At 47.4% G+C, this 16,816-nt stretch carries 10 protein-coding genes; all 10 read right to left on the bottom strand.

Going from position 1 to position 16,816, the window contains the following annotated elements; genetic code table 11:
- Positions 1 to 117 precede the first annotated feature (117 nt).
- Positions 118 to 1,809, bottom strand: a complete 1,692-nt coding sequence (locus tag ACESLU_RS04565) for an L-lactate permease (protein WP_372635785.1) — start codon at positions 1,807 to 1,809, stop codon at positions 118 to 120.
- A 2-nt stretch (positions 1,810 to 1,811) separates the two neighbouring features.
- A complete protein-coding gene (locus tag ACESLU_RS04560) occupies positions 1,812 to 3,074 on the bottom strand; it encodes a BNR-4 repeat-containing protein (RefSeq protein WP_372635782.1) in 1,263 nt (420 codons plus the stop codon).
- Positions 3,075 to 3,458: 384 nt separating this feature from the next.
- A complete protein-coding gene (locus ACESLU_RS04555) occupies positions 3,459 to 4,937 on the bottom strand; it encodes a BNR-4 repeat-containing protein (RefSeq protein WP_372635778.1) in 1,479 nt (492 codons plus the stop codon).
- Between the two features lie 108 nt (positions 4,938 to 5,045).
- Positions 5,046 to 6,467 (bottom strand): SusD/RagB family nutrient-binding outer membrane lipoprotein, encoded by a 1,422-nt coding sequence (locus ACESLU_RS04550; RefSeq protein WP_372635775.1) that lies wholly within the window; start codon positions 6,465 to 6,467, stop codon positions 5,046 to 5,048.
- Between the two features lie 38 nt (positions 6,468 to 6,505).
- The gene (locus tag ACESLU_RS04545) at positions 6,506 to 9,922 is read right to left on the bottom strand and encodes a SusC/RagA family TonB-linked outer membrane protein (protein ID WP_372635773.1); all 3,417 of its coding nucleotides are present in this window, start codon (positions 9,920 to 9,922) and stop codon (positions 6,506 to 6,508) included.
- A gap of 31 nt (positions 9,923 to 9,953) precedes the next feature.
- Positions 9,954 to 11,051, bottom strand: coding sequence for a FecR family protein (locus ACESLU_RS04540; RefSeq protein ID WP_372635770.1), 1,098 nt, complete (start codon positions 11,049 to 11,051; stop codon positions 9,954 to 9,956).
- Positions 11,052 to 11,303: 252 nt separating this feature from the next.
- Complete coding sequence (locus ACESLU_RS04535) at positions 11,304 to 11,864, bottom strand: RNA polymerase sigma factor (protein ID WP_372635767.1); 561 nt, start codon at positions 11,862 to 11,864, stop codon at positions 11,304 to 11,306.
- Between the two features lie 315 nt (positions 11,865 to 12,179).
- Positions 12,180 to 12,323, bottom strand: a complete 144-nt coding sequence (locus ACESLU_RS04530) for a hypothetical protein (protein WP_372635764.1) — start codon at positions 12,321 to 12,323, stop codon at positions 12,180 to 12,182.
- A 152-nt stretch (positions 12,324 to 12,475) separates the two neighbouring features.
- On the bottom strand, positions 12,476 to 14,656 hold the full coding sequence (locus ACESLU_RS04525; RefSeq protein ID WP_372635760.1) for a polysaccharide lyase family 8 super-sandwich domain-containing protein: 2,181 nt from the start codon (positions 14,654 to 14,656) through the stop codon (positions 12,476 to 12,478).
- 161 nt (positions 14,657 to 14,817) lie between these two features.
- Positions 14,818 to 16,816 (bottom strand): alginate lyase family protein (locus tag ACESLU_RS04520; protein WP_372635757.1); only part of this gene is annotated, 1,999 nt, incomplete at its 5' end.

Below are 16,816 nucleotides of genomic sequence, written 5' to 3'. Positions count from 1 at the left end.
CCCGATTGATCGAAAAAATCATCAAACATATAGTAGTATTTAACTTGTCCCGCCGGCAGCATCGCTGGTTGCGGTCAGACGTTGCCTGCAATCCATATAATCTTATTACCCCTACATCTACATCAGTAGATCCGTGTAATGAAATATTTCGATAGCGATGACCCCCAGGATCCCCACCATCAGGATGTAATAGAGCGTAGGAATTATGGTCAATCGCATCACATCCCCCTCCTTCCCCAGGTAGCCTACGGTTGCCGATGCCGCAACCACATTATGAATGGCGATCATATTTCCCGCCGCGGCCCCGACGGCGCCCAATGCAACCATCAGACTCGTGGGCATCGCCAGGTTTTCAGCAATTCCAAACTGAAATAAGCTGAACATGAGATTGCTGATGGTATTACTTCCGGCGATAAATGCCCCGAGAGCCCCGATAGCGGAGGCGAAAAGGGGATATATCCGTCCCACATTCGTAGCCACCCAATCGGCCATAACGATGGGCATACTTTCCAGCCCGAGTTCATTCATTCCCGAGTTGATATAGATGCGAACCATAGGTATGGTAAAAACCAACACGAACCCGGCCCCGAGAAGCATATTCGTACTTTCCGAAAATGCCGATTTCACCTCCGTAAGATTCATCCTGTGGATAAAAACGGCAAAGAGACCAGCCAAAAGCAGGATCGTCCCCGGCAGGTACAGGGGGGTGCTGGAGGCCGAAATAGCCGTACCGATAATCTGTTCCCATTCTATGGCTACATTTGACAGGGCGTTTTTCAGAGGAAGCTGAGGCAGGCGACTTGCCACCAGCAGCAGGGCCATCAGTACGTACGGCAGCCAGGCCCTGGTCAGGGAAAGGTCAGGGCTACGGCTTTCTTGCCGGGTGTCTACCTTCATGGTGCCCATCCAGTGGGATGGCCACTTTTCGGGGGACATAAACTGCCAGCTTTTCTCAGGGATGAGGAAGCCGCGGTTAGCTGCATACATTACAACAGGCAATCCCACAAGCGATCCCAGAAGAGAAGGAAATTCCGGTCCCAGGAAAACCCCGGTTAATGCGTAAGGTACCGTAAATGCCAATCCACCAAAAAGGGCAAAGGGGAAAATCGAGAGTCCTTCTTTCCATGATTTGTTTTTCCCAAAAAAGCGGGTCATCATCACCGCCATAAAGGTGGGCATCAGAGTCCCCGTAACCGCGTGTAACAAAGCGGCATGGGAGGTCACGACTGAAAGGTAATCCATGATTGAGGCATCGGCCATTGCCAGCTGAGATTCCAGCTCGGGACTTTGCAATCCTGCTTGAACCCCGATAAGGATGGGCGTGCCTACCGCTCCGAAGGTTACGGCAGTACTCTGAACCATCAATCCCAGCATCACCGCGGCCAGGGCGGGATATCCCAGCGCCAGCAGCAGCGGCGCCACGATAGCGGCTGGTGTTCCGAATCCCGCCGCCCCCTCCAGGAACGACCCGAACAGCCAGGCGATAATGATGACCTGTACCCGGCGGTCCGGACTGATCTCCGCAAAGCTCTCCCGGATGACCCCTATGCCCCCCGAATACTTCAGCAGGTTAAGCAGCAGGATAGCTCCAAAAATAATATAGAGGATATCGAAAGTGATAAACAGTCCTTCGATCGTCGATGCTATAATATGCAGGGCCGAAAAATCCCAGACAAAAAAAGCAATTACAATGGTGATGGCCAACACAACCGGCATCGCTATTTTGGCCGGCCAGCGTAATCCCACCAACAGAATTCCGGCCAGCAGAATCGGCAGGAAGGCTAATAAGGCTAAGAGCGGTAGTGACATGACTACCTATAATAATTTATTGTATTTTCACCTTCTGGCGGTACAGGTGGGTTAACTAATATCGGTTCGGCATAATCATCCTTCATCTCATAAGGTAACATATATAACCTATCTCCCCTTGAGTTAGTAAAATATATCCGTGAAATGGAATTCTCTTTGGAATTGGCATCAGCCCAAACAGCAAAAAAAGGATCAACAGGATTATGAGGCCGGCGTACATACCCATGATTAAACGGACTCTCACGTGTTACCTGTCGCTTCAGTTGCCACCAATCATTTTCAGGATTTCCCGGGTCGGTGGTTTCGAATACCCCAATTTCTCCCCCGTTAAAACCGGACTGCGGTCCGGGCAGAGCTGGTGCAATCAGGCTCCACCGGTCCTCGTGTATATAAAATGCACCTTCATCATAGGCATGGTCTGAAACCGTCACATACTGATCCACCCATTCCTCACCCGTCCAGCGGGTAACCTTCCAGGCCCGGGGAGCATTGTAAAGTACAGGTGCGGCTCCAAAAGCAGTGATATGCAAAATCACAGGATGGCCATTTTTGTCAAACAGCAGTTGGTTGGGGTAGGCGTTTTTACCCTGGGCTTCATAGTCATGGATCAAAGCTGCGTTGTAGCGGTTATCCAGCGGTGTTTCTACCGGAGTACCGTCGGCCGTTGTCCAGGTTTTCCCAAAGTCGGTGGTCTGCAAATAGTACAGATTGGTACGCCGATCAACATTGCCGTCGGGGTGATAATTAAAAGCCGTTCCGATGGTATCACCACGCACCCGGCTTACCTGGTAATGTCCGCCGAAACCTGCCAGTTTCTGAAGCTCATCAGCCGGCTCGGGGCTCCAGTCCTTGCCATCGCTGTTAGTCTCCCAATACAACTCCCGCCCGCTGGTGTAGAGCGTCAGCAGATGGAAGAAACCCTTTTCGGGTACTTGCCAGATCTGTGAATAAGTCTGCTCTCGCTCGATGATTTGTTCGAAAGATTCAATTGAATAAGGTTCGTTGCTACGGTAAATCTGACCTGGTCTATGGCGTCCCCTTCCGGCGATAAACACCCAAATATATCCCTCGCTGTCGATGGTAATACTGGGGTTATCGTGTGGATCATCCACCCCCCGTTGATCCCGTACAACAGTGGGTTTGGGCACGAGGTGTTTATCATGATCATAGTAAGAAATCATAGCCAACAGGTAGCGATTTTGGGGACCTGTATCGCCGCCGTACACAAAGAATGTCTTGTTTACCTCCGGAGCGTGGATTGCCATTGGTGCCACTGTATGGGGCCATGCAAACGAAAGAGGTCCGGAGTATTTAAAATCCTGTGATCCATAGCTGGGAGAATGGGGGCGGTCCTCCATCGGCGGATGGCGCCACCAGATGCCTCGGTAGCCATCGAACTTTTGGTTATCAAGTATTTCATTTGGGGTTTTAGAATCTTGAAGATCTGTTGAATCTTGGGCAGAGGCACTAAAACCACACATCCATCCAACAATTAAAGACAATATGATTTTTTTTATCATTCTGCTACAATTGATTATTAGTTAACTGTTTATTTAGATAGTCCGCTCTAAAAAAACAGCTGTACACTGAATCAGATCTATTTGTACTCCTGTCAATGAGATTCTTCAAAATAAAAACTATAAAACAATTCATTTTAATGGTACAGGTTTTTCTATCTCTTGCCGCATTATTTCAGGCAGCTGGAATACCATTCCCTCTTTGTTGCTGAAGTACAAATTGGATTTTGAGGGTTGCCGCCCGTGCCCGTCCGCCCAGATTCCGTAAAATTCCGGATGAGCCGATACCGGTCTTCTCACATAGGTATGGTTAAAGTTGCTTCCGCCGGTAAGTTCTTTGACCTTCCGCCAGGATTGCCCCTGATCACGGCTCTCCCACATTGCCACTTCACCTCCGGGGTTATAGGGCTGAGGACCAGTCTCCGTAGGAGCGATAATACGCCAGATGCCGTCATCTTCGATATACAGGGAACCCATGTCATAGTTATTATCCGAAGTCGTAATATCGTTAATTACCCAATCTTCGCCTGTCCAGCGTGCCGTATGCCAAGTCCGCGGATCGTTTTGAGGGCCTGCCTCATACCCTTTGGAGGTTACGTAGAGAATAATCGGCCGGTTATCTTGATCGTAGTTGATATCTTTCATGTATACGTTCAGATCCTTGCTTTCATAGTCATGGACCAAAGCGGGGTTTTCAATTTCAGTGAGCGGTAGCTCAAGAGGACTGCCATCGGCAGCCTGCCAGCTTTCTCCAAAATCACGGGTTTCCACGTAATACAGGTTCGTCCGCCAGTTCAACCCTCTTTTTTCTTCGGTATCAGGATGAAAATTAAAAGCCGATCCAGCTACGTCATCTCCCATAGAACTGATCTGATAATGTCCTTTTTTTATGGCTGCAATGCGCTTCCACTCCGACCAGCTTTCCCCGTCGGAACTGGTCATGAAACAGATGGTGCGATCAGCCGGATACCCATAGCGCGTGAAAAAGGTGACAAATCCCTGCTCGGGCAGATACCAGCTTTGCACATATGAAAAATTGTCCATAGGAACCCGCTCTCCATCCTCCAGCTTGGTGGCTCCGACTTTTTCAAACTCGTCGATGTCATAGGGACGTTTACTTCTGCTGATATAGGAGGGACGTGAGGTGCCGTGGGAAGTGGAAAGAATATAAATGTATCCATCATCATCAATATTCAACACCGGATTATCATGGGCGTCGGTGGTTTTTTTGTCAAGCACGATTGTTGGGCGAGCCACCTCCCCGGTCTCGTGGTCGTAGTATGAGACCATGTGCAACAACGTAGAATTCTCCTCATCAGTCCCCCCGTACGTAAAAAAGGTTTTGTCCACCTCCTCCCGGTAAATGGCAAACGGATTATGTTTGGCTGTATAGGTCGCAAGACCTCCACTATACTTATACTTGTACTTATTGTCCAGGGGCTGATTCATATACCAGATGCCCCGGTAGCCGTCAGCTTTTTCGTTTATTACTTCTCCTTCGCTGTAGCGAAGATCCTGATGTACGTCATCACTGTTTTCTTCATCGGAAGATGAACATTGAAACAACAATAGAGTAAGGGCGAAGAGCAGATAAAGGCTGGAGTTATTCACAGTTATGCTTTTAGATGGTTAAATTATAATTGTTTTAAAAATGGATAACATTCCGTGAGAGCACAATTTGCGGGATGATATTTCAAACAAAAACATTTAAATAGGTAGCTAGGACTCAGCCCACCAAACCGGTATTTCGTATATAGTGATATCATTAATATCGGAGGGCGTATTCGGATTTCTATTTACTTCTGAAGGGGGATAGGCTAACCTGAGAGGTAATCCTCTGGGGTCGTTCATTTCAAGGATAGCTGTTCGCCTGATGTCATTATACGCTTCCAACGACTGGAACATCCAGAAAGAGATATACTTTTGGCGGATAATGTGGTCCAGTTCCAGATCATTCTCACCCGGGAATACTCCTCCCTGGCTAACATAAGCGCTGATATCCGCCTGCGATACACCGGCCCTGCTTAGCGCCACTCTTACCGCTTCCTCATAGGCATTGCTTGCTTCCGATCTGTTACCCAAACGCAGTTGGGCTTCTGCTTCGATAAACTTCATTTCATCATAAGTAAGCATGGGTTGAGGTGCCTCATCATACAAGACGGTTTCATCGGAGGGCGCAGAATAAGTGGAATGAGTCAGATCGGATTCTGCTTGCCCCGGAGGTGCCCCTATATATTCACCATCAATTTGGGTAAACCACAGTTCCGCCCTGGGGTCCGTGAATCCAGGCTCAGTAAAGCCATTCAAAACCTCAAGAATGGTTTCACTTACAGCATAACCGTCTTCCACCTTTTGCCATTCTGCCCAGGGATTGTCATTGGTCGAACCCGAAAGATATCCGTCAAAAATGAAGTTTTCATTCTCTGAAACAAAAGCATTGTCCAGTGCATCCAGTGCATCTTCTGCAGATTCCTGTGGATTTATATTGCTCAGGCGATTATATAAGCGGGCTTTCAGAGCGTAGGCGGTTTTCTTCCACATTCCCGTATCACCCTTAAATATCAAATCGGTGTTTTCGGGGTTGCCCAGCGTGCCTCTGTCCAAATCGGCAATTGCTTCGTCAAGATAATCCTGCAGAAAGGTATAAATCTCCTGCTGGCTATCGAAGGCTGGTGACCGGTTTTCACTGCCCTGCAGTGCCTCAGTGTGGGGCATATCGTCGAAAAAATCGGTGCCTACACTGAGCGTATAGGCGTAGAGGATCTTTGCGATACCCACTTCTACATAATGTCCTTCTTGTCTACCTCCTTCCGAGCCTAATTCAATAATCTCTTTGGCGTCTTTTAAAGTATAATAGACACTATTCCAGACATTGCTGTTAACATCGAACGGCTGTCTCTCATTTATATGTACATTTGCCGCATGTTCGACAAAAAGGGATGCGTATTCTCCCGCTCCATTTCCTGCCACACCATGTATGGTACTAATGGTAGTCTGTGGCAATAGCAGGGAAATCGTCACCTCTGTAGGTGAATTTGGATTTTCATTAATGCTATCCATCGTGGTTTCATCGCATGATACAATAAACGAGCACATGAGTAGACTAAGTGCTAAATACTTCGTCCAGTCTATATTTTTCATGACAATCTTTTTTTGGTTAATCTTTTCAATTTGTTTTCCTATAAATCAATCTGAATTCCTCCTCCAAAACCTTTAGTCTGCGGATAACTGTTATATGACTCAGTAGCGCTGTTATTAAACATTTCTGGATCAAAATGCGGTACAGCGGCCTCTGTCCACAGATTTCTGCCGACTAAATACACCGTAGCAGACCTCATACCAAATTTATCCAGAAAGGAATTAGGCAAATTGTATGAGAGCTTGATTTCCCGTAACCTTACATAGGTAGCATCAAAGACATTTGATTCATTAATGGGGTCCTGATTGCTCTGCCAGAATCTTTGCCCCCGCTGTATGGTGATATCATTATCTCCTTCTACTACTAATTCTCCATCCTGATAGTATCCTTTTTTACCCGGGTGTATATAATCTTCCTCTCTGTTTTCTGTTTCTATATTTACTCCATACAACCTTCCGAGTCTATTTTGACCAGAGGAAAACTGTCCCCCCCGACGCCAATCTACCTGGGCAGATAAAGTGAAGTTGTTATAGGAAAACCTGTTTATGAATCCAACCTCGAAATCTGGTTGTGCTGTCCCCAATATCACTTCATTAGGCGCCCGTAATGGCATTCCATAGGTAGGATTGGGATCACCACTGGGTAAAAATTCTCTTCCATCAACTACTATTTCACCACTTCCGGGATCCCTTGCATATCCCGTACCTCTTAAAGATGGGTATTCTTCGCCTTCGATTGCAACTTGAGTTGTTCTGAATCCTCCAAGCTCAAGTTCCTCGATCCCTTCTGCCAATTCTTCAACTTTATTGACATACGTGGTGAAGTTCGTTGTAAAGTCCCAGTTAATATGCGTTGTTTCTACCGGATTTACATTCATAACTATCTCATGTCCCCGAACACTCATTTCCCCGGCATTTCTTAACTCACTGCTATAGCCGGTGGATACAGCGATGGGAACCCGGTATATTTGACCATCTGCCCTGGAATCATAGAAGGTGTAATCCAGTCCTAGTCTTCCTTCAAAAAACCGTAAATCCGCTCCGACTTCAACGGTTGTTGTATTCTCGGTCCTTAAATCAGAAGAGTTTAACGCACCACTTTTAGAGAAAGCATTTAATCCTTCATAAGGCCAGGAAAATCCTCCAGTAGCGCCTCCCGCATTAAATATCGTCTGAGAGGAATGTACAGGCCCAGCTTGTCCTACTTCTGCCACACTCGCCCTCAACTTTCCGAAGTTCAGTAAGTTTTCAGGAATATCCATAAGATCCGTGAATACAATACCCGTTCCTATCGAAGGATAGAAGAACGATCTGTTCCCGCTCGGCATATTGGATACTATATCGTTCCTTCCTGTGGCATTCACATAGATCGCATTTTGCCAAGAAAATTCCAGGTTGCCGTAAAAACCAACTACACGTCTCCGGGTAAGGCTCTCACCGGTGCTTTGAGATGCTGCATTTGATATGTGGTGAAATCCTCCGATTACAAAGTCATTACCCGAGCCTGTGATATTTGTAGTACGTATATCATAAAATTCACTACCTGCGGTAAATTCCGTATTGAAATTCTCGCTAATATTCCGGTTCAGGGTAACCATCAGGTTTGAATTTATTTGCCGGTGTTTCTGCATGTAATTACTTAGTGACCCTCCACTCGGCGGATCAGTTCGGCCTGGTCCTGAACCAAGTTCAAGCACTGACTTGATATTAGTGGAATATTCGTCTATTCCGAGACGGTAATTTATAGAAAGCCAGTCAATAGGCTCATAATTAAAATTCACGTTACCTAAAATCCTCGAAGTATTGTTATCTCTATTATTATACCTGGTCATCCAAAAAAGATTGTCGTGTGATCCCCTAAAGTTAATTTGTTTGTACTGATTCCCTGATTCATGTATGGGCTTTCCGGCAAGATCATAAGAAACAGGTACGGCAAAAGCAGCCCACCAGTTAGAACCACTCCCTGTGGGCTGTTCATCCACCTGAGTATTAATATAATTTATTGAGGTACTTACACTGAAGTTGTCAAGCAGGTCATAATTTCCAGCAAGTTTCACATTCATGCGTTGCAAACCTGTAGTTCTAATGATACCCTCCTGATCTGTGTATCCCAGGCTAATGGCATAATTACCTTTTTCAAGAGCGTTGGAAATACTCAAATTTGAATTTGAAATTCCTCCTGTTTGAAAAAACGCTTTATCATTATCATAAACAGCCGCTACTTCTTCTTCACCAAGTTGATTGGTATACGTACCGATGGTGTCTATCCTCGGTCCCCAGGAATGAGCAGAATATGGATTAAATTCTCCATTCTCTCCCTGCATATAAGTGGTTTGGGTTTCAGGAAGCATAGAAATCTCTTCAATACTGTAATTGCTTTCAAAACTAATTAACGGTCCGGCATCCGGAGCTCCTTCTCCCATTTTAGTCTGAATAACAATAGCACCATTTGATGCTCTTAGTCCATAGAGTGCCGATGCAGTAGGCCCTTTTAACACATTCAAGGACTCGATATCACTGGGGTTAATATCAATAGCTCTTGAACCACCTGAAACGGGAAGTCCATCGATTACATATAGCGGCTCATTCCCCCCCAATAAAGAACGGGAACCCCTGATAGTAATATCATGGCTGCTTCCAGGTGCGCCCGAAGTTTGTCTGATGGTAACACCTGCAATCTTTCCCTGCAGGCTATTTACAACATTAGAATTACCAACTGACTCAAGATCTTCACCTCCGACATCCTGACTGGAGTAACTTATTTGCCGAGTCTCTCTTTCAATCCCAAATGCTGTTACGACAAGTTCATCACCCGTCACTGCCTGTGACTGCAGCAGAACATCAATCTCAGTTCTTCCATTAATAGGCATCTCCTGAGTCTGATAACCCACAAAAGAAAATATCAGCGTATCTTGTAGCGACTCTACTGTTAACTCAAATGAGCCATCACTATCCGTGGAAGTACCGGTTGTCGTTCCTTTGACCATTACATTTACCCCCGGCAGTGTCTCTCCCGACTGGGCATCCGTTACTTCTCCCGTGATTGTCTCTTGAACTACCTCTTCCAAATCCAGCTCATTTTTATCGTAGATAATAAAATTCTTCGAATTTACCTGTTCAAAGGTCATATTAAGCGGCGTCAGCATTTCTTCCAGTTCTGAAGCCAAACTATCAGAAAGGGAATTCTGTCTGGATACATATTTGTTACGCACTTGTTGGGGGCGAAAAAGGATATTTACGTCAAATTTTTCTTCAATCTTATCCAGCGATTCTTCTAACGTAACTTGCATTTCGTCGCCTTTAACAAGCATTTGTATGTCATTCTGTGCAAAATCTTTTTTTACCTGTCCACCTATTAGCGTAACCGGCAAAAAGCAGATCATTAGCAGGATGATACCTATCGCATTCTTTTTCATAATCTGTATTCCCTCCATATTTTTCATTTTATTTAACCCCATAAATTCTGTGAAAATTTTAATGGCTAATTTTTCAATCTGTAATAAGTATCTGCTCTTCCTGTCGATCTATATCGACGTCAAGCAACCGGGACAACGAAGCCAGCAACACCGGCAAATTATCGTTTGATACAGACCCTGAAACCAGCATTTCTCCAAGTTCAGACGAAGCAATACGCACCTCCAGTCCATAAATCGTTTCAATGTCATTGGCAATCTCATACAGCGGGGTCCTTTCAAACACCAACTGATCCTCGGTCCATGATGTATATAACGATGGATTTATGGTCTTCACGTCAATCCGGTTTCGATGGCTGTCGAAACGGACCATCTCACCTGGTTTCATGATATGCGAAATGGATTTAGACTGGCTGGAATCTGTCTTTTCAATTTCTACTTCTCCATCTTCCAACACCACTTCTGTCTGCTTCTTACGCGTGTTAACATTGAATTTCGTACCCAATACCCGGACATCTCCATCCTTTGTATGCACCGTAAACTGACGGCGATCTGCTCCGGTTTTGTGGATGATGTCAAAATAGGCTTCCCCCTCTAACCATACCTGAAGCTCATCGCCGGCATGACGTTGGGGGTACCTCAGCCGGGAATCGGCATTTAAAATAATTTTTGACCCGTCTGTTAGCTGCAGGGCCCGTTTCTCCCCGAATTCTGTCTCGCTTACAACCCATTCAATATTGTTTTCCGTTTTATCAGGCTTGGATTGGGGAAGCCCGGCATATATCCCCCAGCCCGTCACGATTGCCAACACCAGGACGGCAGCCACGCGCATCCCGTAATACGCATGATGGCTTTTGCAACGAGAAAATCGCTCAGTTGGCACTCGGGAAGTCTCATATTGGCTGATGGTTTTCTCCAGTTCAGCCAGCTCGTTTTTCACATAAGGTACATCAAACGGGTCATAATAAATAGACTGGTGCAGCTTTTTCGCTTCCTGGACCATCATCTCGCGGGCGGGATCTTCGGCCATCCACTGTTCCCAATACATCTGCTCTTTCTCAGTTGCTGAGTGGGATATCCAGCGGACAAACGAATCATCTGCCAGTAAATCTTCGATATTTGAATATTGAGCCACTACGTATTCCTGAAAATTATTTTTTTTGCAATTTCTCACCCATCCTCACCAGTATAGACTTGACCAAACAACGGTTGTACCAGTTTTTCTTAAAAAAATTTGGGGATGCCTGTCAATTGATAGGATAATTTGACAATATTCCGGATAAAAGAAATAATATTTCAGACTAAATGGGATACTACCCGAAATACCCCCATAATGGGATTGGAGGCTTTATGCCAAAGAATTTTCCCGGGGAAAAGATGCAGCATAGCTATCCCGGCGGCTTACCTTAGAAGGGAATAAAAAATGCTATTGATCGAGTGAAATCACCTCTCCCAATTCCTCCCGTATATTGCGGAGGGCTCGGGTCAGGTGATTACGGACGGTTTGGTAATTGATCCCCAAGACCTCGGATATTTCCCGGTTCGAAAGACCGTGATCGTACCGCAGCAAAAGGATCTCGTTCTGTCGGGATGACAACGCCTGGCAAACCTGTTTGATTCGGCTGTTTAGCTGCTCATAACGTTCAAGGCCGAAAATTTTCTCTTCAATGTTTGGTACGGCATTTAACTGGATCTCGATAAACTTATAATTGCGTTCCGACCGCGCTTTTTCCTGGCGCAATTTCTGCAACAGAATTCTCCGGAGCGAAGATAAAAGATAAGCTTTCACGGATTCGGCCTGATTCAACGTTTGACGGTACTTCCATAGTTTAAAAAAAAGCACCTGTATGGAATCACGAACCATCTCTTCCCGGGCAGAGGTTAATCGCATGCCATAGTTATACAGCCTTTGATAATATTTATCAAATAACTGAGATACAGCTTGCTTTTGTCCGTCCTGAAGCCCCTGCCATAATTCCCGGTCCATGCTGTATCTTTCTTCCTTATCGAACGTGTTTAACATTTAGCATTTATATTGATCCGACTTTATCCCGATTTTTTATAACATTAACCAAATCAATATGAAAAGCAAATATTTTTGTGAATTTTTGAAAAATTAAAAATTAATTTTCTATAACATTTAACTATTCATGCAAAAATATCACCCAATCTTCCTTGACTAAAATAGTTATCCGTCAAGCCTCCAAAGGCCCTTTCGACAGGCTTCGCATTACGCAATATACACCATTTGACATTTTTCGATTTCAACTTTCCATCACCAAAATGGATACCATTATACCGTCTAATCCGGCGGGTCGGTCGGAACCGGGTAGTCAGCCAGGGGCTTGGCGTCCCACCAAACTCTGGTGGCGTTATTATCGGGCCCGTCCAACAGGCCTATGGCATTTTCTGTTGCCTCTTGGTTGTTAGAATACTCGGCAGACACAAATTAGTCTTCAGATTAACCAGGTCTCGAAGACATCCGTGTTTTGGGATTCCCTGACGGCACAACTACAGGAAAGATACTTCCAATGTATCATCCTGGGAGGACACCACTAAGCTGAAAGCACCTTCATCAGTCCAAAAGAAATCTCACCCCTATTTCACGGTAACACTTTGTCCGGCATACTCCCCGTCGGGCAACTCGACCTCGATCACCGAATACCCTTCCTCTTCATTCCAGGTTACTTTTGCCCGCTTGTTATCGCCGTCCTCGAACCGGGCTGTCACCTGCAGGCGAAATGAATCCTGTTGCCGGCCGGGATCAGAAACAGTGATCTCTTTCACGCGTCCTCCGGACGTTTTAACCATAACCATGCCGGGATGATCGACGGACAGTCTGACGCCTTCGGCTATTTGGATTTCTCCCGCCTCGTAAAAGACCACCTGGCTGATATTGAGTTCCCCGTGCCGCACCGCCTGAATCCTTGAAGTATTGGTTAATATATTAACGGCGGACCGTTCCCTGTACTCTTCCACCTCAGCGGCTTCGATCCCGGGGACCACAATATACGCATAACCGACCTGCCCCGGAGCAACCCCGTGATCAAGCCAAAGCGTAAAGACATCCTTCTGCACCTCCCCTAACCTCTTCGCCCAAATCTGGTTGTTAATGTCGTACCACGAACCGCTGCGCCGGCTGTTTTCCAGATACAACTCCACCGGCTCCGGAAAGAGGTAAGCTGTTTTATCGTGATGCACCCAATCTATTTCCCTCAGAGCGTGCGTCCCCCGCGGATGTACCTCTTCACCGCTCTCGCCCCCTGATCCTGAAACAACCTTCCCCTTTAACAAACTCTGGTTCAGCGTGGTAGCAACCGGATGTTCCGAATCAGAGGTAATGCCAGCGCCTATACTGACAATTTCATCATCAAAAAAGAACCAGGATTTACGAGCCGAAAGCGGATCGATGGGACTCTCAAAGTCAAAGGCCGCGGCTCCATACAGGCCGTCGGTTACGCCACCCACGAAGGCGGTCAGTCCCGCCTGCTGCACTTCCCCGGGATCCGGCAGCGAGGGTTTCTGAAGCACCGTAGTCCCCGGAACCTTCTGCCAGTCCCACACCGGGAAAATATGGGTATACTCGTCCCCCGTTCGGGTGATAAAGGTGTATCCATCACCCAGGTGGTGGTTTTTCAATCCTTCCCCGTTATAGGGGACTTCCATATTGTGGTTGCGCAAGGAATACATGCGTACGGAGGCAAAATAATCGGGACGCTGGTGGCTGTAATACTCCGTATGCCAGAAAAACCGGCTGCTCCGCAGCCCGGGCTCCTCCTCGCCTCTGCGGATCCGGGCAATAGTCTCCAGCTCGTTCTCCCGGTAGGAAGTCACCCGCAGCAACTTTTCGGGCACTTCCGCGCTGTAGGGTGTGAGTGCTCCCCTTCTCGTAATCCCCCTGTTTTTAGCGCCCGGATCGGGATAACGACCGTAGGCCATCGCCTTGCAAATGCCGTCGAGGTAAAAGTCTACCATAAGTTCGATAGCCCTGTCCGGGAAACGGAAGGAGGTGCCCCTCACCTTCTCCGCCCAGTCAACGAAGTAGCCTGCAAACCCTTGTCCGTACGTCAAGGTGGAAGTTACCCGATCATGCCGGTGATGAAAACTAAAGTCGGTTTGAAGGCCCCGCATATCCGAGGTATCTCCCCGTTTAACGGCAAAACCAATTTCCCCGGCAATCGCGTTTAATGCTTCATCAAGTATATTGTGGTCTCTTTTAAATATGCCGTGCTTGCCCAGGATACCTGCAATTTTTATCAGGTCTCCCCCGGGACGCGCCCCCCAGGCATCCAGGTTGGCGCGTCCGACGATGGGGTCCGCTTTTCGCTTCTGTTCATCGGAGAGCTCCTCGTCCATGATCAGCAAAAGGTTCCCGATCCGCTCCGGCGTCCCTATTTGATTCCACCACCAGTTTTCACAGATAAAATCATGCTTCAGCCAGAAATCGAGGGAGGAATGGACAGCTTCTTTAACTTCCGGATCGCCGTGATAAGCCGATCCCGGCTTTTTATACGCTCTTCCCAGTTCAACCATGTTGCTCAAATGCCGGCTGTGTTCAAAAGCTGTTCTGGACGTATCTTTATAATTGATATCGGGCCAGCTCCCATCCCCCCGGATCGAAGCGACCAGATCCCGGATCTCCTCCTCGTTTACCTCCGGAGCCAGTAGCTCACCAGTGAATCGATCCCTGAGCACCTCCATATCTGACGGTTGTTCCCCGGCTGGACTCTGGGTAAAGGCCGGTTGTGAAACGATAAAAAGACAAAACAGCGATAGCATGAGTCTGCTAAACCATACATGTTTGTAACAGCATCTAATCTGCATATTATATATTATTATTGTATCTGGTTAACGTGGTTATCTTTTTATTTTACTATTAATACTAATACCCTAAATCAAAACGCCTAACCCGGATTCCCCGGGTAAAATTTTACACATATCTAATCATCAGCAAGAATCTCCAGTCTCGCCTCCCCACCATTAAGAAAAGGAACATAGACCTTCCAGCTCCCCCGGCCGGGGACGGATACGCTGACTTCAACCCCATCAGCATCCTGAAAAAGAACCTCGGCCTCTACTTTGGGAGCGGCTTCCCTGGAGGGATAGAGAAGCCATACAAAGGTGTCGTCCGATTCCACCCGGCGGCTGTAGATCGTCGCCGTATTGGGTTCGTATCTGTTGTATTCCCTGCTGTACCAGCCCTGTACTTCAGGCTCATCCCGGCCTTTAATAAGTTCTATATTCCCATTGGTTTTGCCAACAGGTATTACCTGCAGGTTTCCACGCGGGTGGTCGGATAACACGATGTCCTGCTCTTTTTCCCGAACCGATATCTCCGGGTGCCAGTGCCACAGTGTTTCAATGGTACGGGGACGATCGGTTGTTATGTGATCTGCAACAATCCAGAATGCTCCTCTCACATAAAACAGCGACCGGCTGTGCTCTGCTTCCCCCTCCAGATCATTAAAGTGGTCAAATGATGCAGATGCGTAATCAAAATCGTCAGTTATTTTCACCTTGTCGCTCGCAACCGGCTCGGTTGCCCGTTCCGGACCGGATCCCTGCCCCTTCCCGTCGATGAGAACGAGGTTATGGCTTGCGCTGCTTTTGGCATATTCCCGGAACCTGTCCGCCACCTTCCCGCGATAGGCAAACCTCCCGGCATCCACCAGCATATCGCGGCCAAATGCTGCAACGGAAAGGTGCAGTTTGTCGTTATGCTGATGACCGATTCCCCAGGGACCCATGTCAAAAAATGACCAGTGGGCATCCTCTTCGTAGCCGCTCCTGGATACCAGGTGCCCCGCCCAGGGAAAGAGGAAGGACGGTCCCCCCTCAGGCTCCATACCCATTTGACCGTTTGAAGCGATATATTCCCAATCCTGGCGCTGGTAGCGCGAGGCGGCCTCTTTAATACCTTTGCGGTTATCATCCAGATCAGAATCGTTGTTGAGAATCCCGTGTCCATCGGGACGCATCGTCGCAGCCAGGTAATGCCACATGTCTTCAAGCGTCTCGAGATAAGAATCAGGCAGGCTCACGTTTGCCGACTTGCAGATCTCTACAAACTGACTAAAATTTCTCAGTGCTACCTCGTGGTAATGCGAGGTAAGCTCGGCCTGAACCCCGTCGGGATAGACCTGCTCCTTCATACTGGCCGCCATCGTATCAATGGAATACGCAAGCCAGTCTGATGACTTCCCAAATTCGGGCCAGTACGCAGCTACGGTAGCCAGTCCCGAAATTTCCATGGTCAGCCAGTTTCCCTGCGCATGGAAATTCCGGAGATAGTGAGCATGTTCAGGCAAGCTGCTCAGGATAAGCAGCTGTGTAGCCGGGGAAAGATAACCGGTATCTATTAAATGAAAGAAGGCCGGCATCCAGTTTCTAACCCTTCCCGTCACTTCAAGCCCCCTCCACATGGCGGTTGAACTTTTGACTTCCGGATAAGGCCAACTGCTGATAATCCAGTCCTTGATATAGTGGTCGATATAGCGGGCATAGCGTGGGTTTCCGGTATTTTTCCAGGCCTCCAGCAGTGTACCGACCGTACTGTGCCGGTTGTGAAGCCAGGCATACTCCATGTCATCAGCGGGACCGGTATGCCCCCATTCCAGATGCCCCTCTTCCGTTCGTGGGACCCGGTCGGGTACTCCCTGGATCGTAATAATGTCGTTAACGATGGAATCTGCTGCGGGAACGGTCTTATCTGAAACCGGAGCCGCTTCGCCGGATACTATCTCCTTGCCCTTTGAACTCCTGTAGTATGCCAGCAACTCCTTGCCCGCCTTAAGGGTATTCCCGCTTTCATAGGCCTGGGTTACCTTCTCCAGTCCCTCCCTACCCAGGTCCAAATGATCGAACACCAGTTGTATTCTCTCCGGGTATAAAGCATGCAGGTCTTCAACCGAAGTCATCTCCTGCCACCTGAGGGAATCT

The sequence above is a fragment of the Fodinibius sp. genome (assembly GCF_041642155.1).
Lineage (GTDB): Bacteria > Bacteroidota > Rhodothermia > Balneolales > Balneolaceae > Fodinibius.
Note: the sequence above shows the minus strand (reverse complement) of the source record. Positions and strands in the feature narration are given on the sequence as shown.